Origin of the sequence: Kocuria sp. ZOR0020, from assembly GCF_000800955.1 — a bacterium.
In the GTDB taxonomy this organism is placed as follows: domain Bacteria; phylum Actinomycetota; class Actinomycetes; order Actinomycetales; family Micrococcaceae; genus Kocuria; species Kocuria subflava.
Genome location: NZ_JROX01000132.1, coordinates 1 through 18,479, shown reverse-complemented (window position 1 = coordinate 18,479; position 18,479 = coordinate 1). Strand labels below are relative to the sequence as shown.

Here is an 18,479-nt window from a genome sequence, read left to right as displayed (position 1 = left end):
CAAACCTCCGCCGGTACCATGGTTTGAGCCCTGCGCAGCAACACGGCAGCGGGGAAGCAGAACACAGCGCAAAACCTGGGGAGCCAGAGCAGATGAGCTTGATCGTGCAGAAGTTCGGTGGATCATCGGTCGCGGATGCGGCCAGCATCCGCCGCGTCGCACGCCGGATCGTGGAGACCAAGGAGGCCGGAAACGACGTCGTTGTGGTGGTTTCGGCCATGGGTGACACCACGGACGAACTGATTGACCTGGCCAACGAGGTCTCCTCCCACCCGCCGGCTCGTGAAATGGACATGCTGCTGACCGCCGGTGAGCGCATTTCCATGTCCCTGCTGGCCATGGCCATCAATGACTTGGGCGCACCGGCGCAGTCCTTCACCGGGTCTCAGGCGGGCATGATCACGGACGGGGACCACGGTGCGGCCTCTCTGGTGGAGGTCACCCCGTTCCGCATTCAGGAATCAGTGGAGGCGGGCAACATCGCGATCATTGCGGGCTTCCAGGGTGTGCACCGCAAGACCAAGGACATCACCACGTTGGGCCGCGGCGGTTCGGACACCACCGCGGTGGCGCTGGCTGCTGCCATGAAGGCCGATGTCTGTGAGATCTACTCGGACGTGGACGGCGTGTTCACCGCTGATCCCCGCATTGCACCCAAGGCCCACAAGCTGGATGAGATCTCCAGTGAAGAGATGCTGGAAATGGCTGCCAACGGCGCCAAGATCCTGCACCTGCGCTGCGTGGAGTACGCGCGCCGTTTTGGCGTGAAACTCCACGTCCGCTCCTCCTTCTCCCGCGCTGAAGGCACCTGGGTGATCCCCAGCGAAGACGACACCACTTTCTCCACCTCCACAAAGGAGATCCCCTTGGAACAGCCCCTGATCGCCGGAATCGCTCATGACCGCAGCCAGGTCAAGGTCACTGTGGTGGGCGTCCCGGACCGCCCTGGCATTGCCTCCACCATCTTCCGCCTGCTGGCTGACGCCAAGGTCAACGTGGACATGATTGTGCAAAACGTCTCCGTGGCTGATGACCCCACCACGGACCTGTCCGTGACCATGCCGGAGTCCCAGGGCGAGCTGGCCATGAATCTGTTGCGTGCCGCCGAGGAGAAGATCGGCTACGCAGGCCTGGAGTTCGACGACAAGGTGGGCAAGCTGTCCCTGGTGGGCGCCGGCATGAAGTCCAACCCGGGCGTCTCCTTCACGTTCTTTGACGCACTGGCGGCCAACAACATCAACATCGACATGATCTCCACTTCTGAGGTCCGGATTTCCGTGATCACCGCAGCGGACCGCCTGGATGACGCCGTGCGCGCCGTGCACACCGCGTTCAACCTGGATTCGGAGCAGGACGCCACCGTGTACGCGGGGACGGGCCGCTGAGCCCCACGGTGACCGACTCTGCCCCCAGCACGAACGCCACTGCCCTGGTCTTGGAGCCGGGGCAGTGGCGTTCTGCGCAGTCCGCTCACGTGCAGCGGGTCCGCGAGTGGACCGAGCCTTTCCGCCAGCGTCGTCACCGCGGCCTGAAACACCCGGTCAACGACTTCCTGTTCACCTATTACTCCTTCTCCCCTGGCAAGTTCGAACGCTGGAGCCCGGGGTCCGGCGTCGTACTGTTGGGCGCTGCCCAGGAATTCGCGGGCCAGAAATTTTGGCGCGCCGTGGAGGGCCCGGAAGCCGCTGCCGTGGGGATTCACGACGACGACCGCGCTGTCACCTTTGATCTGCAGGCCTTCCTGGCCGCTCGGGGCAGTGCTGTGGAGTTCGTGGACATGTTGGTGCGCCGCACCGCGGCACGGCCGGGGTTGTTCGGGTGCTTCGGGATGCACGAATGGGCCATGGCCTACCGTTCAGCGGTCAACGGGGTGCGCCATGAACAACTGCCGCTGCGGCTGGGTGCGGATGGCACGGATGCGGTGGTGGAGGCGAACAACCTCAAGTGCACGCACATTGACGCCTTCCGGTTCTTCGCCCCGGAGGCCGCACCCATGAATCAACTTCAGCCAACGCGAGAAACCCAGCGCGACCTGGAGCAGCCCGGGTGTCTGCACGCCAACATGGATCTGTTCAAGTGGGCGTACAAGCTGTACCCGGTCGTCCCCTCCGAGTTGATGGCTGATGCCTTCGAGCTGGCCCTGGAGGTCCGCGCCACGGACATGGAAGCTTCCCCGTATGACCTCACGGAGTGGGGTTACTGCGTCGTTGCCGTGGAAACCCCGGAAGGCAAAGCCGAGTACGTGAGGCGGCAAAAGGACTTTGCACGCCGTGCGCAACCCATCCGCGAGCGCCTGCTGGACGTGACGGGCGCCTTGCTCTGTGCCGAACCCTCACGGGACTCGGCCATCAGGGCGTGATGGGCGAGTCCCGTGAGGGTTCGGCGCGGTGGAGGTTGGATCCACCGGAGAGATGTTCGCTCACCCGGTGCCGCATGAGTTCCGAGCGTCGGGCATAGAGCTCTGCTTCTTCCCCGCCCGCCTGGGCCACACGCCAGAAATGCGCGGAGGTGAAGAGCACCTCGTGCATCAAGTACCCGCACCGGCGCGCCAGGAGTTCCTCCAGGTCAACAGGCACACCCAGGGTCTGCCGTTCGCGTGCGTAAGCCTGAGCTTGGGCCCGAATCTGCGTCTGGGACATGGGTGCATAGAACGGCTCCAAGTAGACGGGGCCGCCGGAGTAGGCCAGGTCCTTGGCGGGATCCCCCTGCCCGGACCACTCCCAATCAACCAAGCGCGGGCATCCGCTGGAATCCAGCAGGACGTTGGACAGGGAGACATCCCCGTGGATGAAGCACCTCTCGGCCTGCGGGGAAAGAGCGGCCGCCTCCTGCTGATGGCGCACAAGGCCCGGCATCAACGGGGAGATGGTGGCGGCGGCCTCCGGTTCATGGGAACACCACCAGTCGTAGGCTGCCTCAGCATCAGCCACCGGGGTATAGGCGACGGCGTGAATTCCGGACTCGCCGGCCGCGTGGACGTGCAGGCGAGCCAGCTGTTCGGCCAAGCGGCCAAAGTCGGCAGAACGCCAGTCCTCCGTGGCACGGACCACGCCGGGGACCCGGGTGGTGACCCGATACGCCCGGGGGTCATGGGGCGTGGGGGAATGCATGTCCACCGGTTGCGCCGTGAGGCCCTGGGGCGCGCGTGCAAGTGCTGCGAACTCGGTGTCCATGGCCTGGGACAGTTCCGCCACGGGGCGCCGGGGGACTCGCACCACCACTTCTGCGCCATCGAGCCCTCCCGGCCCGTCGGCGGCGCGCAACAACCATGCTGTGAAGGATTCCCCACGCCCCAGTTTCTCACAGCTCAACGCCACCTCACAGCTCAGCCGCTGTGAGGAACTGGTGAACCAGTGCGGGTTTTCGGCTCCCAATGCGAGCACCCCGGCCCGATCCAACTGGGGTGGCGTGCTGGTCAGCTCGGGAGAAGTCATGGACCTCAGTCTTGCACCCACGGGGCTAGACTCAACCTGTCCGTCCGTTGCTGTGTCACCAGCCCGCTGTGATCCGGGCCTGACCTCAGCTGCTGACTCGTCCGCACCATCCTGCACAGGAGCGCCCGTGGCCCGCATTGTTGTTGACGTCATGCCCAAACCGGAGATTCTGGATCCGCAGGGGAAGGCCATTGTGCGAGCTTTCCCCCATCAGGGGATCACCGCTTTCTCCGGTGTCCGCCAGGGCAAGCGCTTTGAACTGGAAGTTGACGGTGAGGTCACGGAGGATGTGCTGGCCACAGCCCGCCACGCCGCTGAGACCATGCTCTCCAACCCGGTGATTGAGGACGTGGTCAACGTCAGCGTGATCGACGACTCCGACTCTGCCGAGGCCTGAGCCCGTGAGTGCCAACACCTTTGAAGCCCCCTTGGTGGCTGACCTCTCCTCCCCCGCCCCGGATGCCGCCCTCAAGGACGTTCGTGTGGGCATCGTGACCTTCCCCGGCACCCTGGACGACCGCGACGCCGCACGCGCCGTGGACATTGCCGGTGGCACCTCCGTACCACTGTGGCATGCGGATGCGGATCTGCAGGGCGTGGACGCCGTGATCTTGCCCGGCGGATTCTCCTACGGGGACTACCTGCGCGCCGGTGCCATCTCCCGTTTTGCCCCCTTGATGAGTCGGATCATCGACGCCGCGAACAGCGACGACGCCCTGCCGGTGTTGGGTATCTGCAACGGGTTCCAGATCTTGACGGAGTCCCATCTGTTGCCGGGCTCCATGATCCGCAACAACCACTTGAAGTTCATCTGCCGGGATCAGCGGCTGCGGGTGGAGAACGCCGGTACCACCTGGACGGCTGATTTCACCTCGGGCCAGGAGATCGTGGTTCCGCTGAAGAACAACGATGGCCAGTACGTCTGCGATCAGACCACCCTTGACACGCTGGAGTTTGAGGGCCGCGTGGCTTTCCGCTACGTAGGCCACAACCCCAACGGGTCCCTGAATGACATTGCCGGTGTGACCAATGCCCGCGGCAACGTGGTGGGTCTGATGCCCCACCCGGAGCACGCCGTGGAAGCCGGTTTCGGCCCTGATTCCACCGCCCAGGGGCAGGTTGCCATGGGAGAAGGTACGGACGGGCTGGGCCTGTTCACCTCAGTTCTGAACACCTTGATCAACGGAGGCTCCCGCGCATGATCGAGCAGCACGAATCCCAGCAGACCGATTCCCCCCAGCAGTCCGGCTCCGCCACGCAGGAGGCACAGGGTGAGCAACAGTTCCACCTGGACACCGTGGAGCACGCCGCGCAGACCCCGGACACGGAGTTGCCCTGGGCGGAGCTGGGCCTGAAGGAGGACGAGTACCAGAAGGTCGTGGAGATCCTGGGCCGCCGCCCCACTGCCGCGGAACTGGCCATGTACTCGGTCATGTGGTCCGAGCACTGCTCCTACAAGTCCTCCAAGGTCCACCTGCGTCAGTTCGGGGAGAAGGTCTCCGATGAGATGAAGAAGGACCTGATGGTGGGCATGGGCGAGAACGCCGGTGTCACAGACATCGGGGACGGCTGGGCCGTGACTTTCAAGATCGAGTCCCACAACCACCCCTCCTACGTGGAGCCCTACCAGGGTGCTGCCACCGGCGTGGGTGGGATCGTGCGGGACATCATTTCCATGGGTGCCCGCCCGGTGGCGGTCATGGACCCCCTGCGTTTTGGCGCCATCGACCATCCGGACACCCAGCGCGTGGTCCACGGGATCGTGGCCGGTGTGGGTGGTTACGGCAACTGCCTGGGCCTGCCCAACATCGGCGGTGAAGTCGAGTTCGATCCCTGCTACCAGGCCAACCCGCTGGTCAACGCGTTGGCGGTGGGCGTGCTGCGCCATGAGGACCTCCGCCTGGCCAACGCCTCTGGCACCGGCAACAAGGTGGTGCTCTTTGGCGCCCGCACCGGCGGCGACGGCATCGGCGGTGCCTCCGTGCTGGCCTCCGAGTCCTTTGACGATTCCAAACCCTCCAAGCGCCCCGCCGTCCAGGTGGGGGATCCGTTTGCGGAGAAGGTGCTGATCGAGTGCTGTTTGGAGCTTTTCCAGGCCGGCCTGGTGGAAGGCATCCAGGACCTGGGAGCGGCCGGTATCTCCTGCGCCACCTCCGAGTTGGCCTCCAACGGTGACGGCGGCATGCACGTGGACCTCCCCTCCGTGTTGCTGCGTGATCCTTCCCTGACGCCTGGCGAGATCCTGATGTCCGAATCCCAGGAACGCATGATGGCTGTGGTCACCCCGGAGAAGGTCCAGGACTTTGAGGCCGTCCTGGACAAGTGGGAAGTCGAGTACTCGTGGATCGGTGAGGTCACGGACACCGGCCGGCTGATCATCGACTGGCAGGGTGAGGTGATCGTGGACGTGGATCCGCGCACCGTGGCCCACGACGGACCCGTGTACGAACGCCCCTATCACCGGCCCGAACGTCAGGACGCAATCCAGGTCGACCACTTCACCGGGTCCGCCGCTGATGCTGACCGCCCGTCAGGGGCTGCCGTCAAGGACGCCGTCCTGGAGTTGATGGCCTCCCCCAACCTGTGTTCCAAGGACTGGGTGACCAACCAGTACGACCGTTACGTCCAGGGCAACACGGCCATGGCCATGCCCGACGACGCCGGTGTGATCCGCGTGGATGAGCGAACAGGACTGGGGGTTGCCCTCTCCACCGACTGCAACGGCCGTTACGCCTATCTGGACCCGTACAACGGCGCCAAGCTGGCTCTGGCCGAGGCCTACCGCAACGTCGCCACCGCAGGGGCACGGCCTGCGGCCGTCTCCGACTGCCTGAACTTCGGTTCCCCGGAGGACCCGGAGGTCATGTGGCAATTCGCCGAGGCCGTCCGTGGCCTGGCAGACGGCTGCCTGGAAATCGGTGTGCCGGTCACCGGCGGCAACGTCTCCCTCTACAACCAGACGGGTACTGAGGCCATTCATCCCACCCCGGTGGTGGCTTTGATGGGCGTGCTGGACGATGTTCGTCGTCGTACCCCTTCCGGCTGGGACGCCACTGCCGATGGCCAGGCGGTCTACCTGCTGGGCACCACCGCGGATGAGCTGGACGGGTCCGAATGGGCGCGGCTGCGCGGGCACCTGGGCGGATTGCCGCCCCAGGTGGACCTGACTCAGGAGAAGTTGCTGGGCGAGTTGCTGATCAACATGTCCCGGGACGGCATGATCGATGCCGCTCACGACGTCTCTGAAGGTGGGCTGGCTGCCACCCTGGCGGAGATGTGCCTGCGGTTCGGAACCGGTGCCAGGATCGGGCTGGGTGAAGTGGCTGAGCGTGACGGCGTGGATGAATTCACCATGCTGTTCTCCGAATCCCAGGGCCGGGCGGTGGTTTCCGTGCCGCGCTCGGAGGAGGTCCGGTTCAAGGACATGTGCACCATGCGCAATTATCCTTTTGCGCGTATCGGCGTGGTTGACGCGGTCAATGACGCCCTCGATCTGATGGGCACTGCTTCCATTCCGTTGCCGGAGCTGAAGCAGGCCCACGAATCCACGCTCCCTCAGTACTTCGGTTGAGTCCGCAGGACCGGCCCGGTGAATGCCTCGGAAGGTGGTAGAACATCGTGAACCAGGAGATCCATCCGGGGGCCCCAGATGCCCAAGAGGTGCGCACCACGCGGCTTCTCATGCGACCGTTCACGGAAGAGGAGATCGAGGCGGTGATCGACGGCGTGAGCCTGGATCACTTTGCCACCGGTTTCCCCATCCCTGAATCCGTGGATCAGCTCAAGGACATCGCCCAGGCGGGAGGTTTCTTTTTCACAGAAACCATGTACTCCCCGCTGGCGTGTGTTGAGTTGGCCTCTGGTCAGGTCATCGGCTCCACGGGCTTTGCCGCCGCGCCCATTGACGGCGCACTGGAGGTGGTGGGCTTCCTGGCCCCGGCCAGCCGCCGCCACGGTTACGGCGCGGAAGGCCTGGCTGCCCTGACCACTCTGGCTTTTGAGGACCCGGAGGTTTCCACCATCCGGGCCTCGGTTCCGGAGGACAACGAGCACATTGAAGAGCTGTTGGAGAAGGCGGGCTTCTCCAAGGTGGACAGTGTGGGGCCGGAGGCCGAGTACCGGATCAACCGCTGATCCGGTACAGCGGATGACCGGTGACGCACATCCGTTGCCTCACCTGGCTGGGGCGTGCTGGCAACTGGGCAACTGGCTTCGCCCTGTGAAACCGGGTCCATAGGGTGGAATCAGGTGCCGGGATTACCGGACCGCCCGGCTGGAACCGGCGCCTGCAGATGCTGCCAGGAGCCGCCATGTCCACGTCACTGACTTCTCGGTCACCTCAGTCCACCACGCCCAGAGCCGGGCGCAGCGGCGGTTTGCCGTCGGTTTACGCCAAGTTGATCATGGCCGCCACCGGTGCCACTTTTGCCATTTTTGTGCTGGTGCACATGATCGGCAATCTGAAGATCTACCAAGGTGCTGAGGCTTTCAACAGTTACGCGCATTGGCTGCGTGTGGCCTTTTACCCGGTGCTGCCCTATGAGGGTCTGTTGTGGATCATGCGCGTGGTTCTGTTGGCGTGCCTGATCGCCCACGTCTACTGCGCACTGTTGCTACGGCGTCGTGGTGCCACTGCCCGGGGCCGCTGGAAGCGCCGGGGCTTGGGGCTGGACGTGTTTGCAGCCCGCACCATGATGGTCTCCGGTGTTGTGCTGCTGTTGTTCATCATTTTCCACATCCTGGATCTGACCCTGGGTGTCCCCCCGGCCGGCCCGGAGGCCTTTGAGCACGCAACCCATGAGACCTCCTACGCCTACTCCAATCTGGTGGCTTCCTTCAGCCGCTGGCCGGTGGCCGCCTTCTACATCATCGCCATGCTCTGCCTGGCCTTGCACCTGGCGCACGGTGTGGTCAGCGCCGTCGTCGACTTCGGAGTGGGTGTGCGCCCGCGGGTGTTCTCCGCGTTGGCCGGGCTGGGGCTGCTGTTCGGCCTGGCGGTGGCAATCGGCAACATCACCATTCCCGTGGCTGTCCTGACAGGAGTGCTCCAGTGAACTCTTTCCGTGATTTCGGTTCCAAACGTCGTTCCACCTTCGGTTCGGCCTCCCCCGGCAACAACGCCCCGAATGATGCCGTGGCCAAACCGCAGCAGGACTCCCCCGATCTGCAGGCCCCGCAGGAGCGGCCGTCTGCGGAGGCATCCGGTCAGGACACCGGTGCCAAGTCCCGTGCGGAATCCGTGCGCAACCAGAGGCCCGCCAGCACCAAGGGATTTGTCACCTACAGCTCCGAGCCCCTGAACGGCAATGTGCCTGACGGGGACCCCCTCACCGCGTGGTCCCGCCGCAAACTGGACTACAAGCTGGTCAGCCCGCTGAACCGGCGCAAGTTCAAGGTGATTGTGGTGGGCACTGGCCTGGCCGGCGCTGGATGTGCGGCGGCACTGGGCGAGCTCGGGTACAACGTGGTCTCCTACACCTTTCACGACGCCGCCCGCCGCGCCCACTCGGTGGCAGCCCAGGGTGGCATCAACTCGGCCCGGGCCAAGAAGGTGGACAACGATTCCCTGGAACGCTTTGTCAAGGACACCGTCAAGGGTGGTGACTTCCGTGCCCGGGAGGCGGACTGCTTCCGGCTGGGTGAGGAATCGGTGCGGGTAATCGACCACATGGACGCGATCGGCGCACCGTTTGCCCGCGAGTACGGTGGCGAGCTGCGGACCCGTTCCTTCGGCGGCGTGCAGGTCTCCCGCACGTATTACACGCGCGGTCAGACCGGTCAGCAGCTTCAGGTGGCCGCGGCCCGCGCCTTGCAGCGCCAAGTGGGCCTGGGCACCGTGGATCTGCGCACCCACCGTGAGGTTCTGGACCTGATTGTGGACGACGGCCGCGCCAAGGGTGTGGTGGTCCGTGACCTGTACTCGGGTGAGATCGAGGCCGAGACGGCTCACGCCGTGGTGCTGTGCACGGGTGGGTACGGCAACGTGTACTTCCGCTCCACGTTGGCCCACAACTCCAACGTGACGGCGGCATGGAGGGCTCACCGGCGGGGAGCGTACTTTGCCTCGCCGTCCTACATCCAGTTCCACCCCACGGCCTTGCCGGTGAGTTCGCACTGGCAGTCCAAGACCACCTTGATGAGTGAGTCGCTGCGCAACGACGGCCGGATCTGGGTGCCCAAGAATCCTGGCGATGACCGCCCGGCCAACCAGATCCCGGAGGATGAGCGCGACTACTACCTGGAGCGCAAGTACCCCTCCTACGGCAACCTGTCCCCGCGTGACATCTCCTCCCGGGCCGCCCGCGAGCAGATCGAGGCCGGGCATGGTGTGGGGCCGCTGCGCAACAGCGTGTACCTGGACTTCCGCGACGCCATTGACCGGCTGGGCAAGAAAACCATCGAGGAACGCTACGGCAACCTGTTCGAGATGTACTTTGATGCCACCGGCGAGGACCCGTACACCGAGCCCATGCGCATTGCTCCGGGCGCCCACTTCGCCATGGGTGGCCTGTGGAGTGATTACGACATGATGACCTCCGTGGACGGCCTGTTCGTGGGAGGTGAGGCCGGATGGGGTTACCACGGGGCCAACCGGTTGGGAGCCAACTCCCTGCTCTCGGCCTGCGTGGACGGCTGGTTCACCTTGCCGTACTCCATCCCCAACTTCCTGGCCAACCACCTGGGTGAGGCCCCCTTGGACTTGGATGCACCGGCCGTTCAACGCACCGTTGAGGACGTCCGTGCCCGCACGGAAAAGCTGCTGTCCATCGGCGGGACCAAGGGTGCAGATCATTTCCACCGGGCGCTGGGGGACATCCTGTATTCGGACTGCGGCGTTGCCCGCACCGAATCCGGCTTGAAGAACGCGCTCAAGGAGATTCGGGCCCTGAGGGAGGCCTTCTGGACGGATCTGCGGATCCCGGGCACCGGTCGGCAACTGAACCAGGAGTTGGAGCGCGCCGGGCGCATTGCCGACTACCTGGAGATGGCTGAGCTGATGTGCCTGGACGCCCTGGACCGGGACGAATCCTGCGGAGCCCACTTCCGGGAGGAACACCAGACACCTGACGGTGAGGCCATGCGTGACGACGACCAGTGGTGCTTTGTCTCCGCCTGGGAACACACCGACGGGGACGGGCTGCACCCGGGCCAACCGGTGCGCCACGCAGAACCCCTGGAGTTCCGCGCCGTTCCCCTGCAGACCAGAAATTACGCCTGACCGGCCACGACTTGTGAATTGAGGAGAGACACATGCAACTGACCATCGAAGTCTGGCGGCAGGAGAACGCGGAAGCTGAAGGGCGGTTTGTGACCTACCAGGTGGATGACGCCACCCCTGAGATGTCCCTGCCGGAGCTCCTGGACCGACTCAACGATCAACTGGTGGAAGCCGGGGACGAGCCGATCGCCTTTGACACGGACTGCCGGGAAGGCATCTGCGGCACCTGCGGGATCACGGTCAACGACGTCCCCCACGGCAAGGTCCCCAACACCCCCACCTGCCGTCAACACCTGCGCAGCTACGACGACGGCGACCACCTGAAGCTCGAACCCTTCCGTGCGGCGTCGTTCCCGGTGGTTCGGGACCTGGTGGTGGATCGCACGGCTCTGGACAAGGTGATTGCCTCCGGTGGCTATGTGTCCGTGGATGCCGGAACCGCCCCGGATGCGGACACCCGGCAGATCCCGTTCAAGGTGGCAGAAACCGCGTTGGACTTCTCCGCGTGCATCGGCTGCGGTGCCTGCATTGCGGCCTGTCCCAACGGTGCGGCCCACCTGTTCTCCGGTGCGTTGCTGTCCCACATGTCCACGCTGCCGCAGGGCAAACCAGAGCGCGCCAAGCGGGCTCGTTCCGTGGTGGCCACCACGGAGGAGGAGTTCGGCCCGTGCTCGGTCTACGCCGAATGCGTGGAGGTCTGCCCCGCGGGCATCCCCATCTCCGCGATCAGCGCCGTGAACCGTGAGGCTGCTCGCGCAGCGATCAGGCGCACCAAGGACGATTGAGCCCCTGCGCCGCCACGGTTCAGCATTCGTGGCCCGGAAGTGAGTTGTTTCAGAGCATCCCGATCAGGCTCATCCAGCCAAAGCCCACCAGACCGAAGACCACCAGGGTCACCACGGACATCATGAAGCCCACGCGGAACCACTCCGGAGTCTTGACGTAGCCGGAGCCGAAGATCACGCCGCAGGGACCGGAGGAGTAGTGGGTCAGACCACCGAACAGGTTGCCGATGAAGCCCAGCATCAAAGCCGCCAGCAGAGGGGGTGTGCCCACCGCAATGGCTGCAGCCAGGAACACGGCGTACATGGCCACGATCTGTGCGGTGTTGGAGGCAAAGAAGTAGTGGACGTAGAAGTAGACCAGGCACAGCACCACAAAGGCCAGACCCCACGGCAGGTGGCCCACGGAGGCTGAAACGGAGTCACCGATCCAGGTGATCACGCCCAGGGTGTTGAGGTGACCGGCCATGCCCACCAGCACACCGAAGAAGATCAGCGTGGACCAGGCACCACTGTTGGCCGCCATGATCTTCCAGGTCAGAACCTTGGTGCACAGCAGGATGGCGATGCCCACAAAGGCGGTTGCCGTGGCGTTGATGCCAAAGGAGCCACCCACGGACCACATGATCAGCAACAGCACAAAGGTGAGGGCCATGATGAGTTCCGGCCGGGTGAGCTTGCCCAGCTTGGCCAGTTCTTCCTTGGCCTGCCCCGGAGCTTCCGGGGTCTTCTTCAGCGTGGGTGCATAGATCTTGGACAGCGCCCACGGTGCCACGATCAAAGCGGCCAGGCCCGGTACCACGGCAGCCAGAGCCCAGTTGCCCCAGGTGATCTCCACACCTTGTTCGGCGGCGAACTGTTGGACCAGGGGGTTACCGGCCATGGCGGTCAGGAACATGGCCGAGGTGATGGTGTTGACCTGCACCGTGGACATGGACAGGAAGGCACCCAAACGGCGTCGTGATTCATCCGTCTCCGGGGTAGAGCCCTGCACCACGGCCAAGGACTTCACAATGGGGAACACCACGCCGCCGGCGCGAGCCGTGTTGGACGGAGTCGCCGGGGCCATGAGCAGATCCGTAGCCGCCATGCCGTAGGCAAGGCCCAGGGACGAACGGCCCAGCTTGGTCACAAACCACAGGGCGATCCGGCGCCCCAGCCCGGTCAACAGGAAGCCGTCTGCAATGAAGAAGGCAGCAACAATCAGCCACACGGCGCTTGATGCAAAACCCGTCAGGGCTTCGTCGTCGCCGACGTTCATGGTGCCCGTGATCATGGCCGCCGCCAGACCGATGATGGACACCGCCGCCGTTGGCAGGGGCTGTAGCACCAGGCCAAGAATGGTGCCCACAAAGATGGCGGCCATGTGCATGCCGCGCGGGTCCACGCCTTCTGGCGAAGGAATGAACCAGATGATCAGCACAGTGGCCAGGATGACGGCCAGCTTGATGATCATGTTGCGATCGAGTGGGTTTGCCGTTGGTTGGGCCGGCGCCTCGGGATTGGTCGGTGGTGCCGAGGGTGTCATGACGTGTGCTCTCTGTTTCTGTCTGAGTGCCAGCGCCGTCACGGTCATCTCTGTGGCCTGACCACGGCGCACAGCTCACGCTACTCGCGTTGTTTTCAGGCTTCATCCGGTTGCCGCAAATCCCCACACAACGCCACATCGTGACCGTCAGCCGCACCCCAACCCTCATGGAGTGCTTCACGGTGCGGACGCAACATTGGGCTGACAGGTGTCTGGCCGTGTGGCGAACTGAGCCGCGGCAGTCCATGATGAGACCTATGACACCTTTGTCGAGGGATCTGCACCCATCGAATGGCCACCGTGGTCCGTCGATCTCCGACGACGTCGTGGTGCCCATCTTGGCCGCCTACAACACGGCCGGCCACGCTCGCCGCCACCCCTCCGTGCAACCCGAGGGTCATGAGAACGCTGAACCCCTGTTTCTGGAAACCTCTGACGGCCGTCAGGCGGATGACGCCGAGGAGATCTTGCCCACAGAAATTCACTGGGAAGTCCTGGAGATGCTGAGCAGCGGGTGCGCTGACGACATCATTGCGCACCGGCTGAACCTGGACATGCACACTTTTCGCGGCCTGATCAGCGAGATGTCCAACTGCTTGGGTGCCTGCAACCGGTTCCAGTTGGCGCTCAAGGCGCGCGAGCACGGGTGGATCTGAACCACAGCGCAGCCTGAGCGGTTCCCCCAGGGAGGGGTGCGGCGTCGTACTGTATGTTCCGACCTTCTCTAGGAGTGCAATGAACAACAGTTCCCCCAGGGCGATGGCCGAGACCAGTCAGGACAAGGCACCTGCCGTCACCGGTGGCACCACATCCGGTGCCACCAGCACGCTGCCGCGCATCCCGTGGTGGCCGTCGCTGGTAGCTGCCGTCCTGGCCGGCATTGTGGCTTTCTGGGGGATGACCCAGCCTCAGTTCTGGTTTGACGAGACGGCCACCATCTCCGCCGTCGAGCGTCCTTTGAGCTCCATGGTGGGCATGCTCTCCACCATTGATGCCGTCCATGGCCTCTACTACCTGGTCATGTATCCCTGGGCAGCGGTTTTCGGTACCTCTGAACTGGCCATGCGCACCCCGTCAGCGCTTGCGTTGATGGTCACGGCTGCCGTGATCACCAGGATCGGGATGACCTACGCCCGGAGGTACATGCCACAGCGCATGGTGTTCGTGGGTTTGCTGATCGCGGTGATCGGCGCGGTGCTGCCGGGACTGACCTGGACCGGGCAGGAGGCGCGTGGATACGCCATGGCGGCCATGAGCGTGAGCCTGGCGTGGTGGTGCTTTGAACGGTTCATCGTCACCCGCAACGGTTTGCTCATGGTGGGCTTTGGCCTTGCGCTGGCTGCTGCCACAGGCTTCTCCCTGTACTGCATTTTCTTGTTGCCGGTGTTCTTCATTCGTGTGCTGGCCCTGGGATGGAAGGCTGCCCTGAATTACGCGATCGCCGGTGTGCTGGTGGTGGTGGCCTGCGCCCCGCTGGCTTACATCGGGAGTCTGCAGAGTGCCCAGGTCTCCTGGATCCACTACACGCTGCGGGAGGTCCTGTACTACATGGCCTACCACGTGTTCTTCATCAGCCCACGCAACTACCGGGGGGACTTCTCCGACCAGATCATGGCCATTGCCCCGTTCCTGGCGCTCTTTGCAGTGCTGATCACGGTGGCCGGTCTGATCTTGAGCAGGGCACGCGGAATCATGCTCTGGCTGTTGGCGCTGATCTTCTTCCCGTTCGCCGTGGTGGTGGTCGCACAGCTGACCGGTGGGCAGTATTTCCAGGAGCGCTACCTGGCCTTCACCTCTCCCGCCGTTGTGGTGCTGCTGGCCCTGGGCCTGGCGGCCATTCCGTGGCGTGTGGCCGGGGCTGTCCTGGCCGTGGTGTTTGCCGGTCTCTCCTTCCCGTCCCTGTTGGGGCAGAACGGAGAGTTCGCCAAGGACGACGCCTACGGGACTGCCGCCCAGGAGGCCGAACAGGCGGACACCGTGATCTTCATGAATGAACAGCACCGCGGGATCTTCATTGCCTACCCGCCGGAGCATGAGGTGGCAGACCCCATGCTGGTCGTGGACGCTGCGGATTCGGAAACCCTGTGGGGCATCAACCAGCCCTATGAGCTTGCCTGGGAACTGGAGGAGACGGGCAGCGTTGCCGTGGTCTCTTACCACGACGACGCCAACTTCCCCCTGGTGGAGGGCAATTTGCTGGAGAACCAGTGCACCCTGGAGGATGACAACTGGGATTCACGGTTCCGGGTGACCACCTTCGAGTGCCCGGACACCATCCCGAATGCGCAGGAGCCGGATGCTGCCGGCCCGACGCCCCAGGAGCCCGGGACCCAGGATCAGGCCGGTGAGGCCGAGCCTGTTACGCCCGGTGCCTGAACTTCCCACTCCAACGCTTAGGCTTCGGTGCATGACCTCATCGGATATTGCAGGTGACTCGCTGAGCGCGGTGCTGCGCCTGGCCGAGCAGGCCGTGAGCCGGATGCCCGCCACCCCGGAGCTCAAGTTGGCCATGGCTTCCAGCGGCACCATCTTCTCCGCTTTCACGGTGGCCCACATGATGGGCAACCTGCAGGTTTACATGGGTCAGCAGAAGTTCGATGACTACGCCCACTTCCTGCGCACCGTGGGCTCGCCGGTTCTGCCACGCGGCACCGTTCTGTGGTTCTTCCGCCTGGGTCTTCTGGCCAGCACCGTGGCGCATCTGAGCTGTGCTGCCGCCTTGACGGTCCGCGCCCAGCAGTCGGCTTCACGTCCGCGAGCGCAGAAGCGGACCCGGCCACGGGGGCGTCGTCGTGGGGTGTGGGAGGTGGCCAAGCGCTCCATGCGTTCCACGGGAACGGTCTTGGGGCTCTTTGCCGCCCACCACCTGGCGGATCTGACCTTGGGCATACGGCCCGCTGCTGCCGAACACACGCCTGGGGCGGCCTACCAGAACCTGGTGACCTCCCTGCAGCGTCCGCCGGTGGCCGCCCTGTACCTGGCTGCCATGGTGGCCCTGGCCGCGCACACCGCCCAGGGCATCACCCAGGTGGGCAATGACACCGGCCTGGCCGCTGACCGCCGTACCCGCCAAAGACTGGCACTGGCAGGGCGGGTGATCGGAACGGGCGTGGCACTGGGCAATGCGAGCATCCCGGTGGCCGTTCAACTGCGTCTGGTGCGCTGAGCCCGCACCGTCCCCGAATGCAATCAGCAGGAGATTTCAGCGTGAAGATCACCAACACCCTGACCGTGGACGTGTGGCGGCAGTCCGCCGCTCAGGCCCAGGGGCGCTTTGTCACCTACGACGTCACCGGGGTGAGCCCGGAAACCACTGTTCTGGAACTGTTGGACCTGCTCAACGCCCAGCTGCCGGAGGGGGAGGCCCCCGTCAAGTTTGACGACGGTTGCCGGGAGGGCAACTGCGGCAAATGCGGTGTGATGGTGGACGGTGTGGCCCACGGACCCGAATACAACAAGGCCAGCTGCCAGCAGCACGTACGCGCCTTCCGCAACGGTGACCGCGTGCAACTGGAACCGCTACGGGCCCAATCCTTCCCCGTTCTGGCCGATCTGACCGTGGACAAGAAGAAGGCACTGCGCACCGTGGTCAAGGCCGCCCGCGGCCCGGCCGGCATGAAAGCACTGACCAATGCCGGGTGCATCAGTTGCGGGGCCTGCGTAGCCGCCTGTCCCAACGGTTCAGGCCAGTTGTTCGTGGGCTCGCTGCTCACGGAACTCCCGCCGCTGATGAAGGACGACGACGAACGCCGCGAGCGCACGGCACAGGTGATCTCCACCGCGGATGAGACCTTTGGCCCGTGTTCCACCCTGGGTGACTGCACGGAGGTGTGCCCGGCAGGTCTGCCGTTGGAGAATCTTTCCGCGGTGGCCAGGGAACATTTGCGCAATCAAGGCAAGACCCGCCACACGTGAGGTTGCCTGTCCACCGATAGGGTTTCTGCATGACCATCTTGGCCGTGATCGGCATGAACCTGAGGGTGGATGACAACCCGGCCCTGTTCCACGCGGCTGTTCAAGCTGCCGAATCCGATGACCGGGTGGTGGCTGTGGTCTGCCAGGACACCAATCTGCGCGCACCTGGGGCCGCATTCGCGTGGTGGACAGCCAAGTCTCTGCCCGTGTTCCGCCAGGATCTTGAAGACCTGGGCATCCCGCTGGTGGCTGTCAGCGTTGATCTGGGCCAACTGATCCCCCGTCTGGTGGAGCAACTGGGGGTCACGCAGATCCATGCCAACCGGCGCTGGGGGGAAAATGCGCTGGAGGTTGACCGTCAGTGGTCGGAGGCCGTCAAAGGAAGTGGCGTGACGGTTCACGGTCACACCGCTCACACTTTGCATGACCCCTGGGCTCTGACTACAGGCCAAGGCGGCCCGTATCGCGTATTCACGCCGTTCTCCAAGCGTTTTGGGGATTCCGACGAGGCTTTTTTCAACGGCGCCCCCGTGGATGTACCCGAGCCGCTGGAAACCGATACGGAGCTTTTTGATGCCGTGACGGATCTGGACTGCGGAACCGCTCTGGAATCTGTTGAGGAACCTCACTGGGCCGCCAAGTTCACGTGGGAGCCCGGGGAGCGCGCCGGCGTCGAACGTCTGGAGGACTTCCTGGATGGTGCAGTGGAGGACTACGCCACGGCCCGGGACCTTCCTGGACGCCCCGGCACCTCCGGGGTCTCGCCCTATCTGGCCCACGGTGAGATCAGCCCCCGCAGAGCATGGGAGATGGCACAGCAGCACGCCCTGGCAGCGCCATCAGAGTCTGCCGAGACCTTCAAGACCGAGCTGTTGTGGCGGGAGTTCAACCACCACTTGCTCTACCACTACCCGGATCTGCACCAGCGCAATCTCAACGCCCGCTTTGACGCCTTCCCCTGGAAGTCTGCGCAAGAAGGCACAGTGGCCGATCAAGTGGCCCTGTGGCGCTCCGGGCACACCGGGCATCCGCTGGTTGATGCCGGGATGCGTGAACTGTGGGAGACCGGGTGGATGCACAATCGCGTGCGCATGGTGGTGGCCTCTGTGCTGACCAAGAACCTTGGAGTGCATTGGAGCGTGGGCGAGCAGTGGTTCTGGGACACCTTGGTGGATGCCGACCCCGCCTCCAACCCCGGCAACTGGCAGTGGGCCTCAGGTACCGGCGCGGATGCTGCACCCTACTTCCGGATCTTCAACCCCCGGCGGCAGGCGGAGCGTTTTGACGACGACGCCGCCTACGTCCGCCGGTGGGTTCCAGAACTGGCGGAGGTTCCAGCCGGATCCATCATGAAGCTCTACGACGCCCCAGCTTCCCTTCCCGCAGACACGAACCTGTCCCCGGCGCAGACTCTTGAGCTTTACCCGGCGCCGATCGTGGACCTCAAGTCCTCACGAGCCGAGGCGTTGGATGCCTACCAGAGCATCAAGTAGTTCACGTCCACCGCTGGGCCCTCTGGGCATTGTGGTCGACCTATTCGTGGCGCTGCAGCCGGGCTCCCCAGTACGACGACGCCGGCCGCTCACATGATGAGGTGAGCG

16 protein-coding genes are annotated in these 18,479 nt (G+C 64.5%); 14 read left to right on the top strand and 2 right to left on the bottom strand.

What is annotated here, in order from left to right; all coding sequences use genetic code 11:
* Positions 1 to 92 precede the first annotated feature (92 nt).
* The gene (locus L979_RS08350; RefSeq protein WP_047691505.1) at positions 93 to 1,385 is read left to right on the top strand and encodes an aspartate kinase; all 1,293 of its coding nucleotides are present in this window, start codon (positions 93 to 95) and stop codon (positions 1,383 to 1,385) included.
* An 8-nt stretch (positions 1,386 to 1,393) separates the two neighbouring features.
* Positions 1,394 to 2,359, top strand: coding sequence for a 3-methyladenine DNA glycosylase (locus tag L979_RS08345; protein ID WP_231559467.1), 966 nt, complete (start codon positions 1,394 to 1,396; stop codon positions 2,357 to 2,359).
* Here L979_RS08345 and L979_RS14630 read toward each other — a convergent pair.
* Positions 2,349 to 3,434 carry an aminoglycoside phosphotransferase family protein gene (locus L979_RS14630; RefSeq protein ID WP_052209685.1) on the bottom strand — a complete coding sequence of 362 codons (1,086 nt, stop codon included), beginning with the start codon at positions 3,432 to 3,434 and terminating at the stop codon, positions 2,349 to 2,351. The genes L979_RS08345 and L979_RS14630 overlap by 11 nt on opposite strands.
* A 127-nt stretch (positions 3,435 to 3,561) precedes the next feature.
* Between L979_RS14630 and L979_RS08330 the strand changes: the two genes are divergently transcribed.
* The 7 genes from L979_RS08330 to L979_RS08300 all read left to right on the top strand — a co-directional run bounded on the left by L979_RS08330 (position 3,562) and on the right by L979_RS08300 (position 11,438).
* Positions 3,562 to 3,831 carry a phosphoribosylformylglycinamidine synthase subunit PurS gene (locus L979_RS08330; protein ID WP_047691496.1) on the top strand — a complete coding sequence of 90 codons (270 nt, stop codon included), beginning with the start codon at positions 3,562 to 3,564 and terminating at the stop codon, positions 3,829 to 3,831.
* Positions 3,832 to 3,862: 31 nt separating this feature from the next.
* Positions 3,863 to 4,636: a phosphoribosylformylglycinamidine synthase subunit PurQ gene (purQ, locus tag L979_RS08325; RefSeq protein WP_231559468.1), complete on the top strand. Its 774-nt coding sequence runs from the start codon at positions 3,863 to 3,865 to the stop codon at positions 4,634 to 4,636.
* Positions 4,633 to 7,005: a phosphoribosylformylglycinamidine synthase subunit PurL gene (gene purL / locus L979_RS08320; protein ID WP_081994083.1), complete on the top strand. Its 2,373-nt coding sequence runs from the start codon at positions 4,633 to 4,635 to the stop codon at positions 7,003 to 7,005. Before purQ ends, purL begins: the two co-directional genes overlap by 4 nt.
* 47 nt (positions 7,006 to 7,052) lie before the next feature.
* Positions 7,053 to 7,568: a GNAT family N-acetyltransferase gene (locus L979_RS14625; RefSeq protein WP_052209684.1), complete on the top strand. Its 516-nt coding sequence runs from the start codon at positions 7,053 to 7,055 to the stop codon at positions 7,566 to 7,568.
* A 176-nt stretch (positions 7,569 to 7,744) separates the two neighbouring features.
* Positions 7,745 to 8,488 carry a succinate dehydrogenase cytochrome b subunit gene (locus tag L979_RS08310; protein ID WP_047691490.1) on the top strand — a complete coding sequence of 248 codons (744 nt, stop codon included), beginning with the start codon at positions 7,745 to 7,747 and terminating at the stop codon, positions 8,486 to 8,488.
* A 254-nt stretch (positions 8,489 to 8,742) separates the two neighbouring features.
* Positions 8,743 to 10,653: a fumarate reductase/succinate dehydrogenase flavoprotein subunit gene (locus L979_RS08305; protein WP_369792985.1), complete on the top strand. Its 1,911-nt coding sequence runs from the start codon at positions 8,743 to 8,745 to the stop codon at positions 10,651 to 10,653.
* 32 nt (positions 10,654 to 10,685) lie between these two features.
* Positions 10,686 to 11,438 (top strand): succinate dehydrogenase/fumarate reductase iron-sulfur subunit, encoded by a 753-nt coding sequence (locus L979_RS08300; RefSeq protein WP_047691487.1) that lies wholly within the window; start codon positions 10,686 to 10,688, stop codon positions 11,436 to 11,438.
* A gap of 49 nt (positions 11,439 to 11,487) precedes the next feature.
* Here the strand turns inward: L979_RS08300 and L979_RS08295 are convergent, their stop codons facing one another.
* The gene (locus tag L979_RS08295) at positions 11,488 to 12,963 is read right to left on the bottom strand and encodes an anion permease (protein ID WP_047691544.1); all 1,476 of its coding nucleotides are present in this window, start codon (positions 12,961 to 12,963) and stop codon (positions 11,488 to 11,490) included.
* A 257-nt stretch (positions 12,964 to 13,220) separates the two neighbouring features.
* Here L979_RS08295 and L979_RS08290 point away from each other — a divergent pair, with 257 nt between their 5' ends.
* From L979_RS08290 to L979_RS08270, 5 genes are all read left to right on the top strand, one after another.
* Positions 13,221 to 13,619 (top strand): hypothetical protein, encoded by a 399-nt coding sequence (locus L979_RS08290; RefSeq protein ID WP_047691485.1) that lies wholly within the window; start codon positions 13,221 to 13,223, stop codon positions 13,617 to 13,619.
* 79 nt (positions 13,620 to 13,698) lie between these two features.
* Positions 13,699 to 15,339, top strand: a complete 1,641-nt coding sequence (locus L979_RS08285) for a hypothetical protein (RefSeq protein WP_156125503.1) — start codon at positions 13,699 to 13,701, stop codon at positions 15,337 to 15,339.
* Between the two features lie 31 nt (positions 15,340 to 15,370).
* Entirely contained in the window at positions 15,371 to 16,129 is a 759-nt protein-coding gene (locus tag L979_RS08280; RefSeq protein WP_081994080.1) for a succinate dehydrogenase cytochrome b subunit, read from the top strand.
* Positions 16,130 to 16,170: 41 nt separating this feature from the next.
* The gene (locus L979_RS08275) at positions 16,171 to 16,878 is read left to right on the top strand and encodes a 2Fe-2S iron-sulfur cluster-binding protein (protein WP_047691480.1); all 708 of its coding nucleotides are present in this window, start codon (positions 16,171 to 16,173) and stop codon (positions 16,876 to 16,878) included.
* A 29-nt stretch (positions 16,879 to 16,907) separates the two neighbouring features.
* A complete protein-coding gene (locus L979_RS08270) occupies positions 16,908 to 18,371 on the top strand; it encodes a deoxyribodipyrimidine photo-lyase (protein WP_047691477.1) in 1,464 nt (487 codons plus the stop codon).
* The last annotated feature ends 108 nt before the right edge of the window (positions 18,372 to 18,479 follow it).

What these genes read in the sequence shown, in the direction of transcription:
- L979_RS08300 (WP_047691487.1), top strand. Translation starts at nt 10,686, where the DNA reads ATGCAACTGACCATCGAAGTCTGGCGGCAGGAGAACGCGGAAGCTGAA.
- L979_RS14630 (WP_052209685.1), bottom strand. Translation starts at nt 3,434, where the DNA reads ATGACTTCTCCCGAGCTGACCAGCACGCCACCCCAGTTGGATCGGGCC.
- L979_RS08310 (WP_047691490.1), top strand. Translation starts at nt 7,745, where the DNA reads ATGTCCACGTCACTGACTTCTCGGTCACCTCAGTCCACCACGCCCAGA.
- purL (WP_081994083.1), top strand. Translation starts at nt 4,633, where the DNA reads ATGATCGAGCAGCACGAATCCCAGCAGACCGATTCCCCCCAGCAGTCC.
- L979_RS08350 (WP_047691505.1), top strand. Translation starts at nt 93, where the DNA reads ATGAGCTTGATCGTGCAGAAGTTCGGTGGATCATCGGTCGCGGATGCG.
- L979_RS08295 (WP_047691544.1), bottom strand. Translation starts at nt 12,963, where the DNA reads ATGACACCCTCGGCACCACCGACCAATCCCGAGGCGCCGGCCCAACCA.
- L979_RS08290 (WP_047691485.1), top strand. Translation starts at nt 13,221, where the DNA reads ATGACACCTTTGTCGAGGGATCTGCACCCATCGAATGGCCACCGTGGT.
- L979_RS08285 (WP_156125503.1), top strand. Translation starts at nt 13,699, where the DNA reads ATGAACAACAGTTCCCCCAGGGCGATGGCCGAGACCAGTCAGGACAAG.
- L979_RS08270 (WP_047691477.1), top strand. Translation starts at nt 16,908, where the DNA reads ATGACCATCTTGGCCGTGATCGGCATGAACCTGAGGGTGGATGACAAC.
- L979_RS08280 (WP_081994080.1), top strand. Translation starts at nt 15,371, where the DNA reads ATGACCTCATCGGATATTGCAGGTGACTCGCTGAGCGCGGTGCTGCGC.